22 protein-coding genes are annotated in these 20,370 nt (G+C 64.5%); 7 read left to right on the top strand and 15 right to left on the bottom strand.

The window, feature by feature from the left end; translation table 11 throughout:
* Window positions 1-56 precede the first annotated feature (56 nt).
* A complete protein-coding gene (locus BKG76_RS20050) occupies window positions 57-653 on the top strand; it encodes a phosphatase PAP2 family protein (RefSeq protein WP_109420919.1) in 597 nt (198 codons plus the stop codon).
* A gap of 30 nt (window positions 654-683) precedes the next feature.
* Here the strand turns inward: BKG76_RS20050 and BKG76_RS20045 are convergent, their stop codons facing one another.
* Window positions 684-1,439 carry a YebC/PmpR family DNA-binding transcriptional regulator gene (locus tag BKG76_RS20045; protein WP_070939480.1) on the bottom strand — a complete coding sequence of 252 codons (756 nt, stop codon included), beginning with the start codon at window positions 1,437-1,439 and terminating at the stop codon, window positions 684-686.
* A 174-nt stretch (window positions 1,440-1,613) separates the two neighbouring features.
* Here BKG76_RS20045 and BKG76_RS20040 point away from each other — a divergent pair, with 174 nt between their 5' ends.
* The gene (locus BKG76_RS20040; protein WP_070939479.1) at window positions 1,614-2,141 is read left to right on the top strand and encodes a hypothetical protein; all 528 of its coding nucleotides are present in this window, start codon (window positions 1,614-1,616) and stop codon (window positions 2,139-2,141) included.
* Window positions 2,142-2,292: 151 nt separating this feature from the next.
* On the opposite strand, the gene pdxT is transcribed toward BKG76_RS20040, so the two are convergent.
* From pdxT to BKG76_RS19990, 10 genes are all read right to left on the bottom strand, one after another.
* On the bottom strand, window positions 2,293-2,874 hold the full coding sequence (gene pdxT / locus BKG76_RS20035) for a pyridoxal 5'-phosphate synthase glutaminase subunit PdxT (RefSeq protein ID WP_070939478.1): 582 nt from the start codon (window positions 2,872-2,874) through the stop codon (window positions 2,293-2,295).
* Complete coding sequence (locus tag BKG76_RS20030; RefSeq protein WP_070939477.1) at window positions 2,871-3,722, bottom strand: acyl-CoA thioesterase; 852 nt, start codon at window positions 3,720-3,722, stop codon at window positions 2,871-2,873. The genes pdxT and BKG76_RS20030 overlap by 4 nt, the downstream gene beginning before the upstream one ends.
* Before the next feature lie 9 nt (window positions 3,723-3,731).
* Window positions 3,732-4,646, bottom strand: a complete 915-nt coding sequence (pdxS, locus tag BKG76_RS20025; RefSeq protein WP_070939476.1) for a pyridoxal 5'-phosphate synthase lyase subunit PdxS — start codon at window positions 4,644-4,646, stop codon at window positions 3,732-3,734.
* Window positions 4,647-4,731: 85 nt separating this feature from the next.
* Window positions 4,732-5,754, bottom strand: coding sequence for an NUDIX hydrolase (locus BKG76_RS20020; RefSeq protein WP_070939475.1), 1,023 nt, complete (start codon window positions 5,752-5,754; stop codon window positions 4,732-4,734).
* Window positions 5,751-6,878, bottom strand: coding sequence for a glycosyltransferase family 4 protein (locus BKG76_RS20015; protein WP_070939474.1), 1,128 nt, complete (start codon window positions 6,876-6,878; stop codon window positions 5,751-5,753). The genes BKG76_RS20020 and BKG76_RS20015 overlap by 4 nt, the downstream gene beginning before the upstream one ends.
* Complete coding sequence (locus tag BKG76_RS20010) at window positions 6,878-7,873, bottom strand: phosphatidylinositol mannoside acyltransferase (protein ID WP_070939473.1); 996 nt, start codon at window positions 7,871-7,873, stop codon at window positions 6,878-6,880. Before BKG76_RS20010 ends, BKG76_RS20015 begins: the two co-directional genes overlap by 1 nt.
* Window positions 7,870-8,532 (bottom strand): phosphatidylinositol phosphate synthase, encoded by a 663-nt coding sequence (gene pgsA, locus BKG76_RS20005; protein ID WP_070939472.1) that lies wholly within the window; start codon window positions 8,530-8,532, stop codon window positions 7,870-7,872. Before pgsA ends, BKG76_RS20010 begins: the two co-directional genes overlap by 4 nt.
* Window positions 8,529-9,077, bottom strand: coding sequence for an HIT family protein (locus tag BKG76_RS20000; protein ID WP_070939471.1), 549 nt, complete (start codon window positions 9,075-9,077; stop codon window positions 8,529-8,531). The genes pgsA and BKG76_RS20000 overlap by 4 nt, the downstream gene beginning before the upstream one ends.
* On the bottom strand, window positions 9,070-11,124 hold the full coding sequence (gene thrS / locus BKG76_RS19995) for a threonine--tRNA ligase (protein WP_070939470.1): 2,055 nt from the start codon (window positions 11,122-11,124) through the stop codon (window positions 9,070-9,072). The genes BKG76_RS20000 and thrS overlap by 8 nt, the downstream gene beginning before the upstream one ends.
* A 92-nt stretch (window positions 11,125-11,216) precedes the next feature.
* On the bottom strand, window positions 11,217-12,143 hold the full coding sequence (locus tag BKG76_RS19990) for a GlxA family transcriptional regulator (protein WP_083338193.1): 927 nt from the start codon (window positions 12,141-12,143) through the stop codon (window positions 11,217-11,219).
* A 177-nt stretch (window positions 12,144-12,320) separates the two neighbouring features.
* Between BKG76_RS19990 and BKG76_RS19985 the strand changes: the two genes are divergently transcribed.
* A complete protein-coding gene (locus BKG76_RS19985) occupies window positions 12,321-13,055 on the top strand; it encodes a DJ-1/PfpI family protein (protein ID WP_070940001.1) in 735 nt (244 codons plus the stop codon).
* Between the two features lie 8 nt (window positions 13,056-13,063).
* Here BKG76_RS19985 and BKG76_RS19980 read toward each other — a convergent pair whose 3' ends face one another.
* Window positions 13,064-13,693, bottom strand: a complete 630-nt coding sequence (locus BKG76_RS19980) for a PaaI family thioesterase (RefSeq protein ID WP_070939469.1) — start codon at window positions 13,691-13,693, stop codon at window positions 13,064-13,066.
* A 19-nt stretch (window positions 13,694-13,712) separates the two neighbouring features.
* Between BKG76_RS19980 and BKG76_RS19975 the strand changes: the two genes are divergently transcribed.
* From BKG76_RS19975 to BKG76_RS19965, 3 genes are all read left to right on the top strand, one after another.
* Complete coding sequence (locus BKG76_RS19975) at window positions 13,713-14,210, top strand: DUF1990 family protein (protein WP_070940000.1); 498 nt, start codon at window positions 13,713-13,715, stop codon at window positions 14,208-14,210.
* Window positions 14,211-14,444: 234 nt separating this feature from the next.
* On the top strand, window positions 14,445-14,765 hold the full coding sequence (locus BKG76_RS19970) for a hypothetical protein (RefSeq protein ID WP_070939468.1): 321 nt from the start codon (window positions 14,445-14,447) through the stop codon (window positions 14,763-14,765).
* 164 nt (window positions 14,766-14,929) lie between these two features.
* Window positions 14,930-15,352, top strand: coding sequence for a PPOX class F420-dependent oxidoreductase (locus BKG76_RS19965; protein ID WP_070939467.1), 423 nt, complete (start codon window positions 14,930-14,932; stop codon window positions 15,350-15,352).
* Between the two features lie 2 nt (window positions 15,353-15,354).
* Here BKG76_RS19965 and BKG76_RS19960 read toward each other — a convergent pair whose 3' ends face one another.
* From BKG76_RS19960 to BKG76_RS19950, 3 genes are all read right to left on the bottom strand, one after another.
* The gene (locus BKG76_RS19960; RefSeq protein ID WP_070939999.1) at window positions 15,355-16,719 is read right to left on the bottom strand and encodes an aldehyde dehydrogenase family protein; all 1,365 of its coding nucleotides are present in this window, start codon (window positions 16,717-16,719) and stop codon (window positions 15,355-15,357) included.
* Between the two features lie 37 nt (window positions 16,720-16,756).
* Window positions 16,757-17,848: an acyl-CoA synthetase family protein gene (locus BKG76_RS19955; protein WP_070939998.1), complete on the bottom strand. Its 1,092-nt coding sequence runs from the start codon at window positions 17,846-17,848 to the stop codon at window positions 16,757-16,759.
* 161 nt (window positions 17,849-18,009) lie between these two features.
* Complete coding sequence (locus tag BKG76_RS19950; RefSeq protein ID WP_070939997.1) at window positions 18,010-18,405, bottom strand: hypothetical protein; 396 nt, start codon at window positions 18,403-18,405, stop codon at window positions 18,010-18,012.
* Between the two features lie 194 nt (window positions 18,406-18,599).
* Here BKG76_RS19950 and BKG76_RS19945 point away from each other — a divergent pair, with 194 nt between their 5' ends.
* On the top strand, window positions 18,600-20,177 hold the full coding sequence (locus BKG76_RS19945; RefSeq protein WP_070939466.1) for an adenylate/guanylate cyclase domain-containing protein: 1,578 nt from the start codon (window positions 18,600-18,602) through the stop codon (window positions 20,175-20,177).
* The last annotated feature ends 193 nt before the right edge of the window (window positions 20,178-20,370 follow it).

Raw genomic sequence — 20,370 nt, 5'->3', positions numbered from 1 at the left:
TCCCGTCGGCCGACACGATTCGGGGTCGAGGTCTGCGGCCGATTACTGTCGTCGGAGTGTCTGCCGGAAAACTGCCCAGCGAGAAAACGATTCAGTGGTGGCCGCCCCTCGGCGTCCTCGCGATGCTGGTGCTCGGATTCTCCGTCGGGAAGGGTTCGACACCTTTCGACGCGCGGTTTTTCGATGTGACCCAGGTTGTATTCGGGGTGCAGCCGCGTTGGCTGCTGTTCTTCACCGACTGGGAGTTTCTTGTTCCGGTGCTCGTGGTGTGCCTCGGGTTCGAGCTGTATCGACGGCACTGGCGGGTCGCCGCTGTGGTGCTCGCATGCCCGTTCGTGGCGAATTGGACCACTCAAGGCACCAAAATGCTGGTTGGCCGCGAGAAGGGCAGCGGTTACCTCGCCTACCCCAGCGGCCATACCACCTTCGTCGTGGCCGTCATGGGGATGCTGGTGCTGGTCGCCGGCGGAGCCCTATGGGCATACATCGTCGCCGGAATCATCAGCATGCTCGGACTGCTCGGGCAGGTCGCCTGCGGGTACCACTACTTCACCGACACCATTGGTGCGGTGCTCGTCACCACTGCTGTGGTGGTGTTGGCGTTCTGGGCCGCCGGGGTAACGGAGAAGAAGACGCCCGTCGGAGTGGACTAGCACGCCAACGCGATTGGTCGGCGGGCACGGTCAGTCTTCGTCGAGCGCGGCCAGCACCTCGTCAGACAAGTCCACGTTGGTGTAGACGTTCTGTACGTCGTCGCTGTCCTCCAGCGCGTCGACGAGCTTGAACACCTTGCGCGCGGTGTCGACGTCGGCCGGAACCGTCACCGACGGCTGGAAGCTGGCTTCCGCCGAGTCGTAATCGATGCCGGCATCCTGCAGCGCCTGACGCACCGCGACCAGATCGGTGGGCTCGGAGACGACTTCGAAGCTCTCGCCGAGGTCATTGACCTCCTCGGCACCCGCTTCCAGCACGGCCGTCAGCACGTCGTCCTCCGACAGGCTCCCCTTCTCCAGGGTGACCATGCCCTTGCGGGAGAACAGGTAGGACACCGAACCCGGGTCCGCCATGCTGCCGCCGTTGCGGGTCATCGCGACGCGGACCTCGCCGGCGGCGCGGTTGCGGTTATCGGTCAAGCATTCGACAAGCACCGCAACACCATTGGGGCCATAGCCCTCGTACATGATGGTCTGCCAGTCGGCACCACCAGCCTCTTCACCGGCGCCGCGCTTGCGGGCCCGCTCGATGTTGTCGTTGGGCACCGACGTCTTCTTGGCCTTCTGGATGGCGTCGTAGAGCGTGGGGTTACCAGCCGGATCGCCGCCGCCGGTACGCGCGGCGACCTCGATGTTCTTGATCAGCTTGGCGAACTCTTTGCCACGGCGCGCGTCTTTGACGGCCTTCTGATGCTTGGTGGTGGCCCACTTGGAATGGCCGCTCATGTACCCCTGTACCTCTTTCGTCGTCCTTTGCGCTGCCCGAGTGTACTCGCGAGTCCCAGATGGCCAGTGCTTCCGGGAGTGCCGACTCCGAAATTGACGACGTTTTTCGGCCGCAATCCGTGGCGCGACTCAGTCTGGGCAGCAGGCCAGCGGCGGGAACATAGGGTGAACTGCATGACCGTACTGGTGGAAGACCCGATCATCGACACGGTGCTGGACCGTTACGCGGCCACGATCGGCGACAGCCTCACCGATTACCGCAATCATCTCTATCGGGGCATGAACTACCAGCTGCGGCTTCTCGGCATGACCGAGGCGCCGCCCGAGATCGCGTTGGCGTGGGCGACGCACGATATCGGCATCTGGACGGCGGGAACCTGGGACTATCTGGATCCGTCGGTCACGCTGGCCGAGCAGTTGGCACCCGAATTCGGAATTACCGACGCCGGTCGGGTCAAGGCGATGGTGGCCGACCACCACAAGCTGAGGTCGGCCGAGGATCTATGGGTCGAGATGTTTCGGTTGGGCGACCGGGTCGATGCGTTCCACGGGCTGTACGCCTGGACCGGACTGGAGCGTTCGGATGTACGCGAGGTCGTAGAGGCGTTGCCGTACGGCGGATTTCACGGATTCTTGTTGCGGACGGCTGGAAAGTGGACGCTCAAGCACCCGCTGCGGCCGATGCCCATGCTGCGCTGGTGATGTACAGCGTGTCGGATCTTCCGGCGCCTCATCTACCGAGGCGTCAAGATCGCCGATCAGCTGGAAGACACCACCCACCAGTGCCCAGCTCTATGCGACAAAACGCCATACGCCCAGTTTGTCGCATAGAGGTGGGCACGCGCCGCACCTATCAGGACGCGCGCACCATGTCGACAAACAGCTCGTGCACCCGACGGTCGCCGGTCACCTCGGGGTGAAACGCCGTCGCCAGCGCGCTCCCCTGCCTTACCGCAACCGGGTGCCCCTGAGCGCTGGCCAGCACCTCGACATCGTCACCGACGCGTTCCACCCACGGCGCCCGGATGAACACCGCATGCATCGCATCGCCAAGCCCGGCAAAATCCAGATCACCTTCGAAAGAATCCACCTGGCGCCCGAATGCGTTGCGCCGCACCGTCATATCGATGGCACCGAGCGCGACCGCGTCCGGGCGGGTATCCAATATCTCGCTGGCCAGCAGGATCATGCCGGCACACGAGCCGTAGACCGGCAGCCCATCACGCAGGCGTTCGGTTAGCGGGTCCAACAGTTCGAACACGCGCAGCAAATTGCTCATCGTGGTCGACTCCCCGCCGGGAATGACCAGCCCGTCCACCTTGCCGAGTTCCTCGGGACGGCGCACACCCAGTACGTCTGCGCCCGAATCTTTCAGGGCAGCAACATGTTCCCTGACATCGCCCTGCAACGCCAGCACACCGACGAGGGGGCTCACGCCATGTTCCCTCGGGCTACCGACGCCTCTTCGGGGTTGCGCTCGATGCGGGTAAGTCCCTCCTGCACCACCGCAGCCACCATGGTTCCGTCGCGATTGAAGATGCGGCCCTGCGTCAGCGCCCGACCGAACCCGGCCGACGGCGATGTCTCGTCGTACAGCATCCATTCGTCGGCACGGAAGGGCCGCAGGAACCACAGCGCATGATCCAGCGATGCGGTCTGCAGCACCGCATCCCGGTGCGGCACCTTCGACGAGCTCAGCAGCGTCAGATCGCTCATGTACGCCAGCGCGCAGATGTGCAGCACCGGGTCGTCGGGCAGGTGCTTGCGGCAGCGGAACCACACCCGCTGCTGGGCGGCCAGCCGCGGGTTCCTGCCCATGAGCTCGTCGGGCACGATCCGGATGTCCCACTCGGCGAACTGCCGGAACAGGTCACGGTTGAAAGAGTCCTGGTCCTGCGCATCCGGCAGATCCTCGGGATCGGGCACCGGCGGCATGAGGTCCTGATGTTCGATACCGCTATCAAGCGTCTGGAACGACGCCGACATGCTGAAAATCGCTTGCCCGTCCTGGATCGCGGTGACGCGCCGTGTGCAGAACGACCTGCCATCGCGGACCCGGTCCACAAGAAACACGGTGGGCTCGTTGGGATTTCCGGGCCGCAGGAAGTATCCGTGCAACGAGTGAACGAGATACTGCGGTTCCACGGTACGAACCGCTGAGACCAGCGACTGCCCGGCAACCTGTCCTCCGAAAGTCCGACGAAGATTGCTGGGGGTCACATTGCCCCGGAAGATGTCCTTCTCGAGTTGTTCGAGAGTGAGGATCTCCTCGATATCGGCCATCAGATGGTTTTACCAGCCGCGCTCGGCGAGCCGGTGTGGCTGCGCGATGTCCTCCACGTTGATACCGACCATCGCCTCACCCAAACCACGCGACACCTTGGCCAGCACATCCGGATCGTCGTAGAAAGTGGTGGCCTTCACGATCGCCGCGGCGCGCTGCTCGGGATTACCGGACTTGAAAATGCCCGATCCCACGAACACACCCTCGGCACCAAGCTGCATCATCATCGCCGCATCAGCCGGAGTCGCGATACCACCAGCGGTGAACAACGTGACCGGCAACTTACCGGCACGAGCCACCTCGACCACAAGCTCATACGGTGCCTGCAGTTCCTTTGCCGCAACATACAACTCGTCCTCAGCCAACGAGGTGAGCCGACGAATCTCGCCGCCGATCTTGCGCATATGCGTGGTCGCGTTGGACACATCACCGGTGCCGGCCTCGCCCTTGGAACGGATCATCGCCGCACCCTCGGTGATACGGCGCAGCGCCTCACCCAAATTCGTGGCACCACACACAAACGGCACCGTGAATTTCCACTTGTCGATGTGGTTGGTGTAATCGGCGGGCGTGAGCACCTCGGACTCGTCGATGTAGTCCACACCGAGGCTCTGCAGAATCTGCGCCTCCACGAAATGCCCAATACGCGCCTTGGCCATCACAGGGATGCTGACGGTGTTGATGATGCCGTCGATCATGTCCGGATCACTCATCCGCGACACCCCACCCTGGGCACGGATGTCCGCAGGCACCCGCTCCAACGCCATCACGGCCACCGCGCCGGCATCCTCAGCGATCTTTGCCTGCTCGGGCGTGACGACGTCCATGATGACGCCCCCCTTGAGCATCTCGGCCATACCGCGCTTCACGCGCGCGGTACCGGTGCCGGTCTCGGGGGACGTTCCATTGGTCGTGCTAGTCAACTGGGGGCTCCTGAATCTCGGGGTCTGCTACCAGTCTAATGCGCCCACACCAGCGATTTTGTGGCGGGAGGGGCGGTGACCAGACTCACCCGATTTGGATTGGCTCGCGCCGAGCGCCGGTGGCTACCGCATCGGCGGCAGTGGCGGCCTCACCAAGCAGTTCTCCCAGCTGATTCGGGTAAACCTGCTCACCGGACGCGATGAGGGCGGCGATCTCCTCCGTATCGCACCAGCGGTGTCCGGTGATGTAGCGCTGCTCCAGATTGGTGCGGCCATCGGTAGCCGGTTCGAACCGTTTGGTGCGGTGCACGAAGAACAGTTCCTCGGACCGGATGGTGGTGCCGTTGAAGTCGAAGACGGCCACCCGACGCCAGAGCGGGCCCACCAGACGCCCGGAGGGAACGGATAGTCCCGTTTCCTCGACCAGCTCGCGTACCGCACCGTCGGCGAGCTTCTCGCCCGGCAGTGTTTGTCCGCCGACGGTGAACCACCAATGCACCGCTGGGGTCGGCGCCGCGGGGTCGAAGCCGCGCAGCAGCAACACCCGCCCGTCCTCGTCGAGCAGGATGATGCGCGCCGAGGTGCGGAAGTTGGCCCGCGCTGGATCTTCGGTGCCCGCACCCGTTCGATCGACGATTTCGAAATATGTTGGCATCGGCGCGGTTCCACCCAAACGCAACCATCGCACCGGGCGGCGCACACGAAGCGCCAGAGTGTCGCGCACGGCATCGTTGTGAAAGCGTCGTGCGATGAGCACGCGCGTCTCGGCGTCGGCGAGCTCGGCCACCAGGGCGGGGCGCAGCCGCTCCGGATCGACGGTAGACAGCGCGGCGGCCAGTTGGTTCTCGGCATATTCGCGCCGGTTACGTTCGGCACGTTCGGCTTTCGCCGCGAGTTTGATCAGTTGGTCGTCCTTGAGTGCGTCGCCTATCGCGCGCGCGACGACGGCACGACGGGCCAGAGCCGCGTCGAGCGCCTGCCAGGACAGGTCGCTGCGTACGTGCAACCGGTCGAGGCGGTTGGCGACCAGGTAGGCCCACAGCAGACCAAACGCGAGGAGCGTGCCGAGGATGGCGATGACGATGACGGTCAACGCGGAGAACGTCACCAACTGTCGACCTTCACGCGTGCGCCGGAGGCCGTGACGGTTTCGTACACGAGCATGATCTGCTGGGCGACGACCGACCAGTCGTACCGCTGCACCGCATCGGTGCCGGCCGCGACCAGCTGGGCCCGCTCCTCGTCGTCACCGAGGACGTCGATGAGGGTTGCCGCCAAGGCATCCGGGTCGCCTGTCGGCGTCAACCGGCCCGCCGTGCCATCCAAGAGCACCCGACGGAAGGCATCCAGTGAGCTCGCGACGACGGCCGTTCCTGCCGCCATTGCCTCCACCAGCACGATGCCGAAGCTCTCGCCACCGATATTGGGAGCGCAGTAGACGTCGGCGCTACGCATCGCCGAGGCCTTGGTGGCATCGTCGACCTGGCCGAGGAACCGCAGATGCTTGGCCAACGGTCCTGCCTGCGTACGTAATTCGGCGTCATCTCCGCGTCCGACGATCAAGATCTCCACATCGGGGAAGCTGGTCGCGATCTTCGGCAACGCGCCCATCAGGACGTCCATGCCCTTGCGCGGCTCGTCGTAGCGGCCCAGGAACAGCACCGTCTTGCCCGCTCTCGGATAGCCCTCAAGGACGGGTGCGGCGGCGAAGGATCGAACGTCGACACCGTTGGGAATCTCGACCGCGTCGGACCCGAGCGCCTCCATCTGCCAGCGCCGGGCCAGTTCCGAGACCGCGATCCGCCCGACGATCTTCTCGTGCCAGGGACGCAGCACCGCCTGAAAAACGCTCAGCGTCAACGACTTCGTGGTGGAGGTGTGGAAGGTGGCGACAATAGGACCCTCTGCCACCATCAGCGCCAGCATCGACAGACTCGGCGCGTTCGGCTCATGCAGGTGCAGCACGTCGAAGTCACCGTCGACGAGCCAGCGCCTGGTCTTGGCATAGGTCGCCGGGCCGAATCGCAGCCGCGCCACCGATCCGTTGTAGGGAATCGGAACAGCCTTGCCGCCCGAGACCACGAATTCGGGCAGCTCGAGGTCCGATGAGGACGGTGCGAGCAGGCTGACGTGGTGGCCGCGATCACGCATGACCTCTGCCAGTTGCACCACATGGGACTGGACGCCGCCCGGTACGTCAAACGAGTACGGGCAGACCATCCCGATGCGCATTACGCCTGCCCACCAACAGGATCAGTCTCCCGAGGGGCCGCACAATCATCAGTTTCAGTCTCGCCGGACGGCGCCGGCTGCGACGGCGACGTACGCAGTCGGGTGCGGCGCTCCTCGGACAGGTCGTCGAGCCATAGTGGCTGCAGCATGTGCCAGTCCGCCGGACGCTCGGCGATATTGACAGCGAAGGCGTCGGCCAGCGCCTGGGTGGCCAAGGCGACATCGCCCGCCGAAGTGTCGATCGGCGACTGGATCCGTACTCCCCATTGTTCGTGTGCCTCGAACCAGCAGTGCGCAGGCAGTAGGCGCGCGCCGGTGTCGATGGCCAAACGTGCGGGCCCTGCGGGCATTCGGGCTTCGGCACCGAAGAAATTGACGGGGACACCGCTGCGACTCAGGTCGCGATCGGCCATCAGACAGACGACCCGGTTCTCCCGCAGCCGCGTCGCCAAGGTCTCGTACGGCCCGGTGGAGTCACCACTTGACGCAAGCACTTCGAACCCAAGAGTCTCCCGGTAGTCCAGGAAGCGCCGATACAGCGACTCGGGTTTCAGACGCTCGGCGACGGTGGTGAAGGTGCCGTAGGTTTGCGCCAGCCACAACCCGGCCATGTCCCAGTTCCCACTGTGCGGCAGCGCGATAATCGTTCCGCGCCCCTCGGCCTGGGAAGCATCGAGGTTTCGGCGACCGAACAAACAACTGTCCAGGCGGGCGGCAAGGCGCTCCATATTCTGCGAGGGCAGCCGGAAGGCTTCACGCCAGTACCGCGCGTAGGAACGCATCGAGTCGATCATCAGACGATCGGGCACCTCACGGGGGTGCACACCGAGCACCCGCGCCAGGTTCTTGCGCAACTGCTCGGGTCCGCCCTTACGAGCACCGACCATGGCACCCACGTCAAATATGGCCCGGGCAAGCAGATCCGGCGTAGCCTGCGTCACATTCCAACCAGCGGCATAGCCCCAGTCGGCAGCGCGTTCACCCCACACACTCATGGCTGATTCTTCTCCGCGGTGTCCTGTCCGGCATCGGAATTGGGCAGCAGTTCAAGCGCTCCAGGCGACGTGCGAACGGCGTGCATCCGTTGAGCGACCGTGACCAGACTCGCAATGGCCAGCACCCACATCGCGGTGTGCAACGGCCACTGCACCCCGAATCCCCCACTGAATATCGCCCCGGCGAGCACGATGATGAGCCGTTCGGGCCGTTCGATCAGCCCGCCGTCGGCGCGAAGCCCGGATGCCTCGGCACGTGCCTTCACATACGAGATCACCTGCGAGGTGATCATGCAGATCAGCGTGGCCACCACCAGAGAGGTTGATCCCCAACCGAATGCGGCCCACCAGACCAAACCGGCGAACACCGCACCGTCGGCGACCCGATCGCACGTCGCGTCCAGCACCGCACCGAACCGGGTGCCGCCGCCGCGTGCACGGGCCATCGCCCCGTCGAGCATGTCGAACATCGCGAACAGCCAGACCGCCATGCCACCCCAGAAGAGGTGCCCTGTCGGGAAGAGCGTCAGCGCCGCGACAACCGACGCCGCGGTTCCGAAGATGGTGACCGTGTCCGGGGTAAACCCGGCGCGCAGTAGCGCATTGGCCACCGGGTTGATGATCTTCGCGAACGTCTCCCGCGACAGCAGGCCGCTCACGGCAATTGCTCCCACGCGTCGGCCAGCAGTTTGCGGGTGTCCCGCAACAGCTGCGGCAACACCTTGGAGTCACCGATGATGGTGATGAAGTTCGCGTCGCCGCCCCAGCGCGGCACCACATGCTGATGCAAGTGCTCGGCCAGGGACCCGCCGGCGGCGGCGCCGAGATTGAGCCCCACGTTGAAACCGTGCGGCCGGGAGACCTTCTTGATCACCCGGAGCGCCTTCTGCGTGAAGGCCATCAGTTCGCGACTCTCCCCCTCGGTGAGGTCTTCGAGCTCGGCGACTTGGCGATACGGCACCACCATGAGATGACCGGGGTTGTACGGGTAAAGATTCAGGACCGCGTAGACATGCTCGCCGCGGGCCACGACCAAACCGTCCTCATCAGCCATCTCCGGGATCTCGGTGAAGGGAGCCGAATCCGGGCTGGGCGCCTTCACCGCTTCGGCGATGTAACTCATCCGGTGGGGGCTCCACAGCCGCTGCAGGTGATCCGGGTCGCCCACGCCGCGGTCGATGATGGTCGAGTCCTCGTCAGTCACTGGCACCCAACTTCAGCAGTTCGGCCGTCGGCGATACATTCTCTCGTCTGTTGACCCAGTCGACGATGGCAGCAACGGCCTCGTCGCGGGGAACCCCGTTGACCTGGGTGCGGTCGCGGAACCGGAAGCTCACCGCACCCGCCTCGACGTCACGGTCACCGGCGAGCAGCAAGAACGGCACCCGCTGGTTGGTGTGATTGACGATCTTCTTGTTCATGCGGTCGTCGCTGGTGTCGACCTCGGCCCGGATGCCCTGCGATTTGAGCTGGGACACAATGTCGTTCAGGTACGGCGCGTGCGCGTCGGCGATCGGGATGCCGACGGCCTGCACCGGCGACAGCCAAGCCGGGAAGGCTCCCGCGTAGTGCTCGGTGAGCACGCCGAAGAAGCGCTCGATGGACCCGAAGAGAGCGCGATGGATTAACACCGGCTGCTTACGGGTGCCGTCGGCGGCGGTGTACTCGAGGTTGAACCGTTCGGGCATGTTGAAATCGAGCTGGATCGTCGACATCTGCCAGGACCGGCCCAGCGCGTCCTTGGCCTGCACCGAGATCTTGGGACCGTAGAAGGCCGCACCGCCCGGATCCGGCACCAGCTGCAGCCCGGAATCGAGCGCCACCTGTTCCAGGGTGTTGGTCGCTTCCTCCCAGTCCTCATCGGAACCAACGAATTTCGTCTCGTCCTTGGTGGACAGCTCCAGGTAGAAGTCGTCAAGGCCGTAGTCGGACAGCAGGTCGAGCACGAACCGCAGCAGCGAGGTCAGCTCCTCGTGCATCTGCTCACGGGTGGTGTAAATGTGTGCGTCGTCCTGCGTCATACCGCGCACCCGGGTCAGACCGTGCACCACGCCAGACTTCTCGTATCGGTACACCGATCCGAATTCGAAGAGCCGCAAGGGCAATTCACGGTATGAGCGGCCGCGCGCACGGTAAATCAAATGGTGCATCGGGCAGTTCATGGGCTTGAGGTAGTAGTTCTGCCCCGGCTTGCGCACGGTGCCGTCCTCGTTGAGTTCGGCGTCGATCTGCATCGGGGGGAACATGCCGTCGGAGTACCAGTCCAAGTGCCCCGAGGTTTGGTACAGGTTTTCCTTGGTGATGTGCGGGGTGTTGACGAACTCGTACCCGGCTGCGGTGTGCTTGGCCCGCGAGTAGTCCTCCAGCTCCTTGCGGATGATGCCGCCCTTGGGATGGAAAACCGGTAGGCCGGAACCGATTTCGTCGGGGAAGCTGAACAGGTCCAGCTCCACACCGAGCTTGCGGTGGTCACGCCGCTGCGCCTCTTCCAGCAGTTCGAGGTGCTTGTCGAGGGCTTCCTGGGATTCCCAGGCGGTGCCGTAGACCCGTTGCATGCTGGCATTGGCCTGGTTGCCGCGCCAATAGGCGGCCGAGCTACGGGTGAGCCGGAAGGCCGGGATGTGCTTGGTGGTGGGAATGTGCGGGCCGCGACACAGGTCGAACCATTCCCGTTCACCGGTGCGGGGATTCAGGTTGTCGTAGGCGGAAAGCTCGTCGCCGCCAACCTCCATGACCTCCGGATCATCGGCACCCGACTTGTCGGAGACCAGTTCCAGCTTGAACGGCTCACTGGCCAACTCGGCCTGCGCTTCTTCCACCGATGCATATACCCGGCGCGAAAAGCGTTGTCCCTCTTTGATGATCTGCTTCATCTTCTTCTCGAGGGCGGTCAAATCCTCAGGAGTGAAGGCGTAGTCGATACCGAAGTCGTAGTAGAAGCCGTCGGTGATCGGCGGGCCGATGCCAAGCTTGGCCTTCGGGAACAGTTCCTGCACGGCCTGCGCCAGCACGTGGGCGGCCGAGTGCCGGATGACACTGCGACCGTCGTCGGTGTTGGCCGCGACGGGCTCCACCTCGGTGTCGACGTCCGGGGTCCAGGACAGATCCTTCAGCGCGCCGTCCACGCGTACGACGACGACGGCGTCCTCACCCTTGCCCGGCAGGCCGGCCTCGCGGACCGCGGTCCCCGCCGTCGTCCCGGCCGGCACCCGGATAGGGGCCACAAGGGAAGACGGGTTGGGCGCAGTCATCGGCAGTTCTCCAATTCAGAGACGGGGGGTTTGCGAACTCATGCTATCGGTCCACACCAGCCACTTCCCAGCCCGATGGGCACCGTGAGCGCTCAGGCCGATCGCGCGCGGAATGTGTTCCGATACGCCAGCGGCGCGACCCCGGTGAGCCGGCGGAACTGCTCCCGGAAATTCGCAGGTGAACCGAACCCCACCTCTCGCCCGATCCACTCCACCGAATCCACCGAACATTCCAACAACTGCTGGGCGTGCCGGACCCTGACTCCCGTCAGCCACTGCATGGGTGTCTGCCCTGTTTCGGCCCGAAACCGCCGGTTGAGGCTTCGCACACTGGTCGACGCCTGGGCCGCGAGGTCCTCCAGGGACAGTTCACGGTGGGCGTTGCGTTCGATCCACGCCAGCATCTCGCCGAGGCCGGCCTCGGTGCGTCGGCGGTTCCGGATGACGTACTGCGCCTGCCCGCCGTCGCGGTGTAGCGGCGCCACAGCCACCCGCGCGGCCTCCGCGGCGACCGCCGCACCGTGATCGCGCGCCACGATGTGCAGACACAGATCGAGTCCGGCGGACGCGCCGGCCGAGGTAAGCACCTGACCCTCGTCGACGTAGAGCACGTCGGCGTCCAGGAGCACCGCCGGGAACATCTCCCGGAACAGATCGGCAGCCAGCCAATGCGTGGTGACCCGCTTACCGTCCAGAATTCCCGCCTCGGCGAGCGTGAAGGCGCCGGCACATATGGAGGCGATGCGGACACCACGCTCATGGGCGGCCTGTAGCGCCGCGATGACACCATCGGGCAGGGGGTCGGTGAGGTTGTCGCGCGCCGGCACCACGATGGTGTCGGCCTCCGAAAGCGCCTCGAGCCCAAGATCTGTCGCAATGCCGAACGGTCCCGCGGAGACAACCGGCTCGGTTCCACACACCTGCACACGGTAGGGCCGAGTGCCATCGGCCAGATACACGCGCCGAAACACCTCGACCGCGGTGGCCAGATCGAACCCGACGGTTTCGGGAAGCGCCAGAACGACGACGGAGTGAGGCTGGCCCGAACGACCCCTGGGTACGGAGTGAGGCTGGCCCGAACGACCCGTTGGCACCGAATGCACGCGACCAGCCTAGCTCCCATCTGGCAATATCTCGTTGGATACTGGCTATCTGGCCACTTCTGCGCAGATGGCCGCTGCGAAACCATGGCGTTCATGCAGATAGCGATCCTCACCTACCCGGGTATGACGGCACTGGACGCGGTCGGCCCGTATGAGGTGCTCAGGGGGCTTTCCGATGCCGAATTTCGATTCGTCTGGCACGAGTCCGGCCCGGTACTGACTGACAGCGGGGTGCTGGCGCTCGGCGCTACCCACTCTTTCGCCGAGACGCCGTCGCCCGACATCGTCCTGGTTGGCGGCTCGATACCGGCCACCATGAGCACTGCCGCCGACGAGGGTGTAGTGAATTGGCTCCGGCAGGCGCATCAGACCACGACGTGGACGACGTCCGTCTGCAGCGGGTCGCTCATTCTCGGCGCCGCCGGAATCCTCCAGGGCAAGGACGCCACCTGCCATTGGGCCGGACAGCGGGTGCTCGCCGCCTTCGGTGCGAATCCCCAGCGGGACAAGCGGATCGTCCGCGACGGCAAGGTGATCACCGCTGCTGGAGTCTCCGCAGGGATCGATCTCGGACTATGGCTTGTGGGTGAGATCGCCGGGCGGCCACGGGCCGAGGCGACGCAACTGTGCATCGAATACGACCCGCAGCCACCGTTCGATACGGGCCACATGAGCAAGGCCTCCGCCCGAAACAAGGCCGATGCCGCGCGCATGATGAAGGGCATGATCTCGGCACGCGCGGCCGGCGCAGAGCTCACGGCAGGCTCAAAAGTGTTGTGGACCAGTGTTATCGACCGCGTGCGGAGAAAGTCAGTCGCCAGTTCCTAGAGCTTCGGTCACGGCTGGCCGGGGTTGAGCTTGACGAAGAGCGCCTCCGCCTCGGCGAGCACGTCATCCCCGTCGAGCAGTCGGCCGGTCATGAACACCTTGCGCCCCTCCACCCGGTCCAAGGTGCAGTCGTACCGCAGTTCCTTCTCGATGGGCGTGATCTTGCGATAGTTGATGTTCAGGTAGGCGGTGCGCAACTTACGCAGATCGGTCAGTAGCAGCGAGCCGGTACCGAAGATGGTGTCGAAGAGCAGCCCGAGGCAGCCGCCGTGCACCGCACCATTGCGCCCCAGGTGGTAGCGACTGAAAGTGGCTGTGCCGGCGAGAACTCCGTTATCGAAGCTGTCGATGGTCATCGGCACCAGCAAGATGTTGCCGCGCAGCGGCAGGTCGGTGCGCCGGCCCGAGGGCGAGTCCCATTCCGAGACCTCATAGGGAGCCAACAGCTCGTTCATGGCTTCGAGCTGGCCGGCCAGCTCTGTGATCACCTCGTCGGGAGGCAGCGCGGCGCGGGCACGGTCCTGCAGGGTCCGCAGTGCGTCGATGAAACGGCCGTAGTCGGGGCCGCCCTTAAGGGTGGGATCGGGTGGGTTGAACCCGCCGCCCTCATGCGCAGTTAGTGCTTCCTCGGTGGTCATGCTCCCCTACGTTATTGGGGTGGATATTGCACGGCTAAGCCAGCTCCCGTTCACCTACCCGGAGATCGGTGCGACGGCCGGTGAACTACCGGTCAGATATCACCATGTGCGGGAATCTCGGCAGATCGGGACGGGTAAGGCCCGGTTCGAGGAAGCCGCGGCAAGCCTGATGCGGTTTGGCATTCAACGCGGGATCGGACTGCGAGTTCTGACGTCGGCACCTGAGGCCTCCGCGGGCGTGAACGTGGCGACGCGGCTATGGCCATTCTGGGCGTTGTGCCGCATCGTGTACGTGGTCGACGAGCCGAACCGGCGCGGTTTTGCGTACGGCACGCTTCACGGACACCCGGAAACCGGCGAGGAGGCGTTCATCGTGCGCTTCGATCCGTCCAATGACGTTGTTTCCGTGGAGATTACGGCTTTCTCGAAGCCGTCGTTCTGGTGGGTTAGGGCGGGCAACGTGATAGTCAAGCAACTGCAGCGAGTAGTAACTCAGCGGTATCTGCGCGCACTCTGATTCCTACCGCATCACCACTCATCAGCGGAACCCTCCCCCGGTAACCTACGGGTTAGCTAGGCTTCGGATCTAGCTATGCCCCGGCGTGTCGCGGAATTAGGCGAGTCCCTGCTACTTTGCCACTCATATCACTTCAAACGCCTTCAACAGCAAATATTTGAAGGCTTTAAATCGTTATGATGTGTAACCTTTTGTTCAACTTCAATTCATGCATTATTAGGAGCTCTGAACCTCATGGTTTTACTGCCCACTCGCATCGCGTTGTTCGCCGGGGCCCTGAGCGCCTCGGCCGCGATGTACGTGGCTCCGGTCGCAGCTGCACAGCCGCCGGTGCCGCCCATCTGCGGTTCAGGGGAAGCCCCCTATACCCATAACTGCCGCACCGCATGCTCCGGCGGCGCCCCGCGCGTGGGTGGATCCTGCTCTCAACCCGGTACCGATCTCTACGACCGCGGTTTCCACGAGCCCACTCATGAGGGCGCAAACCCACGCACTCCGCTGGGAACCAACCCGCAGGTGCCATACGGCACCAACACCACAACCGTTCTGCAGTAACCGCATAACGACGCGGTGCCCGGTTGACAACGTTGTCAGCCGGGCACCGCCGTCAACGGACTGGTGCTGGAGCGGCTAGCCCCCTGCCGAAGACTTCCGCTTCTTTCCGACGCACTGACCGCGATACGGGAATGAAAACGGGCGCCGCGAGGTAGAACTCCCACATGGAACTCAACGACGCCGCGCGCGCCCTCATCGGAGCGGGCGCCGATGCCACGCTCGTCACCATCAACCCCGACGGCAGCCCACAGGTGTCCGTGGTCTGGGTTGCTCTGCAATCCACACCGGACGGCGACGAGCTGGTAGCAGCCCATCTGTCGGGCGACTACAAGAAGTTGCGCAACATCCGGCGCGATCCTCACGTCGCCGTGACGATCCTTGCCCCTAGCCAGCTCGGGCAACAGCGCGAGTATCTGGCTGTCACCGGCTCGGCGCGCGTGGTCGAAGGAGGCGCACCAGAGCTGCTCAAACAGCTGGCTACCGCGCTGCTGGGATCCGATGAGCATTTCCCGCCACCCAATGCGCCGGACGGTTACCTGACCCGGATTCGCGTCGAATCAATCGGCGGCAACGGGGCCTGGGTCTGATCTCAGTCGCGGATGAAGCCCTTGGTGCGCATCAGGAAATCCGCGAGGAATCCGTCATGGGGGATTTCGGGGGCCGCGTATGAGGTGAGGTGCCTGCCGCTGTAGACGTTGGACACCGTCGGATCGTCGACGAGGGCATCAATAAGCTCGCCGTCACTCGTGATCGCGTTGATCACCAGCGAATGCCGCAGCGGCGCAACGCCATCGGTGCGTGTCCACGGCGCGACCCACACACAGGGAAATGCCAACTCGGTGTTGAGCTTGTCGACGTCGGGCCGTTCAAGCAGATGTACGGCCGGACGCAGCGCGGCCGACCCATCTCCGAGGTCGGCAACCACCTGATCGGCACCCAACAGCGCAGTGGCGCCCTGAGATTTCGCCGCCAGGTACTCGGCAACCCGTCCGGCGGCGGCGAGCGGCTGGACCGGCAGGATGGCACGTTCGTCGAAGATCGGCAGGGGCGTGATCGTCTCAAGTCTGGCCGCGATGGCTTCCGCCAGCGGACGCGGATCGCCTTCGTACAGAACGGCTGTGGTGTTGGTGCACGCCATCCCACCCTGCCCGCTGATGGACTCGACGATGACATCCAGATAGTCGCGCCAATCCTGCTCAGCGGTGACGAGGATCTTGGTGCGCCCTGGCCCGTTCACCATCACCGCCGGATCGCCCGCGTACTTGTCCACGATGTCCTGCCCGCCGTAGACGACGGCGAGATCGGCCGCGGCGATGATCTCGGCCGCACCCGCATGGTCGGTCGGCAGATACAGGGCATCTTCGGGCCGAAATCCCGCCTGACGCAAGGCGTTGACGAGCCGGTGACCCGTGAAGGGTTCGCGCCGCGACGGACGGATGGCCACGCGATATCCCAATGCCAATGCCTGCACCCACCCGCCGTGTACACCCGGACTGTTCCCCGACGCGTGCACAGCCAGCACCTCACCCCGCCGGGTCCAGACCGCGCTCCCCCGGCGGGTGCACTCATCGCGCCAGTAGAGGGTCGCGCCCACCGGCCGGGCAGGTGTCACCGCGTCAATCGCGTGGCGAACGGCTTCGGCGACGCCTATCGCGCTGGCCCGCGCCACGGCGATGGGCAGTCCTGAGACCCGGCTGACCACGTCGACGTACTGATCAAAGCCGTAGCCCGCGATCTCGGCGTCGGCGAAGATCTCGGCAGCACCGGCCAGTGCGGCTTCCCGGCGGGCGGCCGGCAACGGCGCAACATTGCGTTGGGCGCGGATGCTGCGGCTGACATACAGCGGCGGCACGATGCTCAAGTCGGCGACCGGTGTCCCCGCGATATCGGTGATCACTTCGCGCGTGCGGGTGCGGTACTCACCGCCGGGGCCCAACGCATCAAGGGAAAAGATTGTCCTACTGATGTTTTCGGGCAACGCAGACGCCATCTCAGTAGACGCCTTCGATGACCGCTTCACCCTCGAAGGTCGCGACCGGGGCGACCTCGCTGACCGAGTCGCCGATCTGGCCGTCGGGCCCCTGTCTGCGGATCGCGCTATCGCGTTCGAGGTTGTTGGGGATGAACATGCCCTTGCTGATGTGGTTCATCACCACCTGACCGCGGTGGCCATGCGGCACTCGCTCCCCCGTCTCGGGGTCGATGACCCAGAACACGACATAGGGCGTGCGGGGGTCGAAGACATAGATGTCGCCGTCGACGCGGGTCTTGGCCTGGGACAAGATCATTGTGCTGCCGAACGCCATCGCGATGGCCGTCGCCGGGAAAATTTCGCGGAGCAGGTCCAGGGTGTCCAGGTCCACATGAGCGCCGCTGAGCAGTATGTAGCGGATCTTCTGGTTCACCAGGTCTGCCATGGTGTCGTCGCGCGCAATCGCACTCAACAGCGGTGGGCTGGTATGCAGATTCGCCACATTTTGGGTGTGCAGCACGAACCTTGCCTGCTCCAGCACGTGCTCCACATATGCGGACACCTCCGCGGTGGCGCCCCGCGCCGCGATCTTCTTGACCCACCGCGGGTCCAGGTCCACCGGATAGAACACCGAACCCAGCCGTTCGCTCACCGCGCGCGAAAAATGGCCCACACCATGTGGACCGCTGGGCATCAGGAACAGCAGGCCCTGGCCGTCCACGAAGCCACCCGCCGTGAAGTCCTCGATCTGCCACTGGGTGATCTGCTCAACCCAGTCGGGCAACTGCGCGGTACGTTTGGGCGCCCCGGTGGTGCCTCCCGATTCGAACACCTTCGGCACGGGCGCCGGCGACCCGTAACCGCGCGGAATGAGGTCCTCGACGGGCGCGTTCCGTAGCTCATTGACGAGGTTGGGAAATAGCCGCAGGTCGTCGAACCCGTGCACGTCGGTCAGCGGGTTGAAATCCAGGCTTTGCGCCGCCCGCAACCAAAAGGGCGAACCGGTGTCCGCACCGAAATGCCACGCAATCGCGGCACTCAGATACGCCTCTGGGTCGACGTTAGGTCCAGCGCGCGGAACGTCCAACAGCGAGAAGTCGATCTCGGCCATCCCGCCATCCTGACGCAGTGACCGCGATGACGTAAGTGAACTCTTGGTGGCGCCGAAGGTGATCGGGCCGCGCGGCGGCACCAACCTCCTCGGTAGCGTCCCCAGCACGCCGCCAGGCGGAACCGGGAACGCTACCGATCGGGTGTGTTGCTATTCGGGTGTTAACGGCGCCAGTCGTCGCCGCGGTGGTCCCCGCGGTTGTCACCTCGGTGGTCGCCGCGATCGTCACGGTGGTCACCGCGATCATCGTGACGATCACCATCGCGCCAATCCCGCTGCCGCCCGTCGCGTCCCCAACCGTTTCGGTCCCAGCCGTCACGGTCGCGGCCGTCACGGTCGAATCCGTCTCGATCCCAGCCGCTGTCGCGCCAGTTGTCGTCGTGGCATTCGCGATCAAACCAGTTGAACCCCCAGATCGGGTTCCAGAACTCGCCTGGGCACCAGTGATAGCTCGGCGCCGGGAAGGCCGGAGCAGGGGCTGCGTTGGCGGTGGCCGCAAGGCCCAAACCGCTGGCGGCAATCGCTGCTGATGCTGCAATACCTACGAGAATCTTCACAATCACAGATCGAATCAAAGGACTCAATCGTTACGTGCGCTAAATACCCATCCGAGACAGGTTCGACATACAACCGTGCCCAAATAGGGCCGGCACCGGCTCCGAACAGGTCTGTTGGGGCGTAAATGCCGGTTATCCAGACCTGCGTTGCGAAATACTGACAGCGTGAAGGTCGACGTGCAGGCGTTGTGCTTGTGAGCGATGCGTACCGGGAGGACACCGTGCATCCGGACACCATCAGGGTGTTCGAGATCGCCTATGCACGCATGGGGGTCGGTTTCGTCAGACGCGCAATGCTTTTCTGTCAGTTCGCTCTTGCGCTGCTGTTCGCGATCGTCGGGACGATGCTGGCCCGATTGTTCGTGCCTGGGTTGACGCTCCGGGACGTCACTGTGCTCATCGCCCTCGGATTCACCATTTTCCTGGTCGACGGGTTTCTGGCGTTCCGCACTATCGCACCGCGGCTACGGGTCATCGAGGATTGGGCACGGACCCGGGACCCCGTCATCGCGGTTCAGGTGTGGCAGGTGGGCGCCCAGATTCCCCTGGCACCGTTGCAGTGGGACCGGCTGCTGTTCGTCGCGGTTCTGAACCTGGGCTGGATCGGCGTGCTGGGATGGCTGCAGTCGATCCCGATCCTCACGCTCGTGCTGTTCATTCCCGGCACGCTGTTGACCAGGCTGTACTGGATGGGAATGCGTGCCATGCTCTCCGAACAGATGCTGCGTCCGGTGCTGGCCGACCTCAGCACGGCCGCCGGCGACCAGAGGATTCCCGTTCGAGTACGAATTCCCTTGACCCAGAGGATGTTCGTCGTCACCCTGGCTATCGCCGTGGTCGCCGGAACCGTCGTGGCGGGAATCGTCGGCCCCCACACCGTGGCCAGCCTCGCGATTGCGGTGGGAGTCTCGATCGCGGTGGCGGTCAGCATTGCCGGCGTTCTCGTGCTGCTGCTCACCCGTTCCGTCACCGAACCGGTGCGCGACCTGAGAGCCGCCGCCGATCGAGTCGGACGCGGCGACCTCGACACCTGGGTACCGGTGACCGCCACGGACGACCTCGGCGTACTTGCCCAGTCGTTCAACACCATGATCACCGGCCTTCGAGAACGCGACCGCATCCGCGCGGCGTTCGGAACGTATTTGGACCCTGCCATCGCCGATCTCATTCTGACCAGCGGAAACGAGGCGCTGGCTCTCGGTCAGGAGGTCGAGATCACTGCCCTGTTCCTGGACGTCCGCGGATTCACCGGCTACTCAGAGCACCGCCCGGCCAGTGAAGTCGTGGCGATGCTCAATGATCTGTTCGGCATCGTCGTGCCCATTATCAGCAAGCATGGCGGCCACGTGGACAAATTCGTCGGCGACGGGCTTCTCGCCGTCTTCGGCGCCCCGCAGCCGCACCGCGACCACGCCGATAGGGCGTTGGCGGCGGCACTGGAGATCGCACGGACCCTGGCTGCGCGCCCCGACGAGCCGCAGGTGGGTATCGGGTTGAACTCGGGTCCTGTCGTTGCCGGAAATATCGGTGGCGCCGGGCGATTCGATTTCACCGTAATTGGCGACACCGTCAATGTGGCGGCGCGGGTCGAGTCAGCTACCCGGCTGACCGGGGATGCCATTCTGCTGAGCGAACAGACCCTGCAACGGCTGGACAACACCGACATCGCCATCTTCGCTGCGCGGCCGACGATTCCGCTGCGGGGCAAGACTGATGCGGTGGCGTTGTACGCGGCCACAGTGGACGCAGAATCGACGTCGGATCCGGGCTGAGCATCGCACCAAGCCAAAGGCGGGACTCGGATACCCAAGCAACGTTCGTCAACGTTCAGTTCTCCCGCCACGCAGCTGCCGCTCCCCCGTCATCAATAACGCGACGACTGAACTAAGTCGGGCGCTGCGGCCAACGCACCCATGTGTCATGCATGCCACAAACCGTTGTACGTCCAACGATCTACTGAAAGGC

This window comes from Mycobacteroides franklinii (assembly GCF_001853795.1).
Taxonomy (GTDB): Bacteria; Actinomycetota; Actinomycetes; order Mycobacteriales; family Mycobacteriaceae; genus Mycobacterium; species Mycobacterium franklinii.
Note: the sequence above shows the minus strand (reverse complement) of the source record. Positions and strands in the feature narration are given on the sequence as shown.

Coding starts and splice junctions, on each gene's coding strand:
- BKG76_RS19985 (WP_070940001.1), top strand. CDS start 12,321: ATGCAGATAGCGATCCTCACCTACCCGGGTATGACGGCACTGGACGCG.
- thrS (WP_070939470.1), bottom strand. CDS start 11,124: ATGACTGCGCCCAACCCGTCTTCCCTTGTGGCCCCTATCCGGGTGCCG.
- BKG76_RS20040 (WP_070939479.1), top strand. CDS start 1,614: ATGACCGTACTGGTGGAAGACCCGATCATCGACACGGTGCTGGACCGT.
- BKG76_RS19970 (WP_070939468.1), top strand. CDS start 14,445: ATGGTTTTACTGCCCACTCGCATCGCGTTGTTCGCCGGGGCCCTGAGC.
- BKG76_RS20010 (WP_070939473.1), bottom strand. CDS start 7,873: ATGAGTGTGTGGGGTGAACGCGCTGCCGACTGGGGCTATGCCGCTGGT.
- BKG76_RS20015 (WP_070939474.1), bottom strand. CDS start 6,878: ATGCGCATCGGGATGGTCTGCCCGTACTCGTTTGACGTACCGGGCGGC.
- BKG76_RS19955 (WP_070939998.1), bottom strand. CDS start 17,848: ATGGCCGAGATCGACTTCTCGCTGTTGGACGTTCCGCGCGCTGGACCT.
- BKG76_RS19965 (WP_070939467.1), top strand. CDS start 14,930: ATGGAACTCAACGACGCCGCGCGCGCCCTCATCGGAGCGGGCGCCGAT.
- BKG76_RS19980 (WP_070939469.1), bottom strand. CDS start 13,693: ATGACCACCGAGGAAGCACTAACTGCGCATGAGGGCGGCGGGTTCAAC.
- BKG76_RS20045 (WP_070939480.1), bottom strand. CDS start 1,439: ATGAGCGGCCATTCCAAGTGGGCCACCACCAAGCATCAGAAGGCCGTC.
- BKG76_RS20030 (WP_070939477.1), bottom strand. CDS start 3,722: ATGGCCGATATCGAGGAGATCCTCACTCTCGAACAACTCGAGAAGGAC.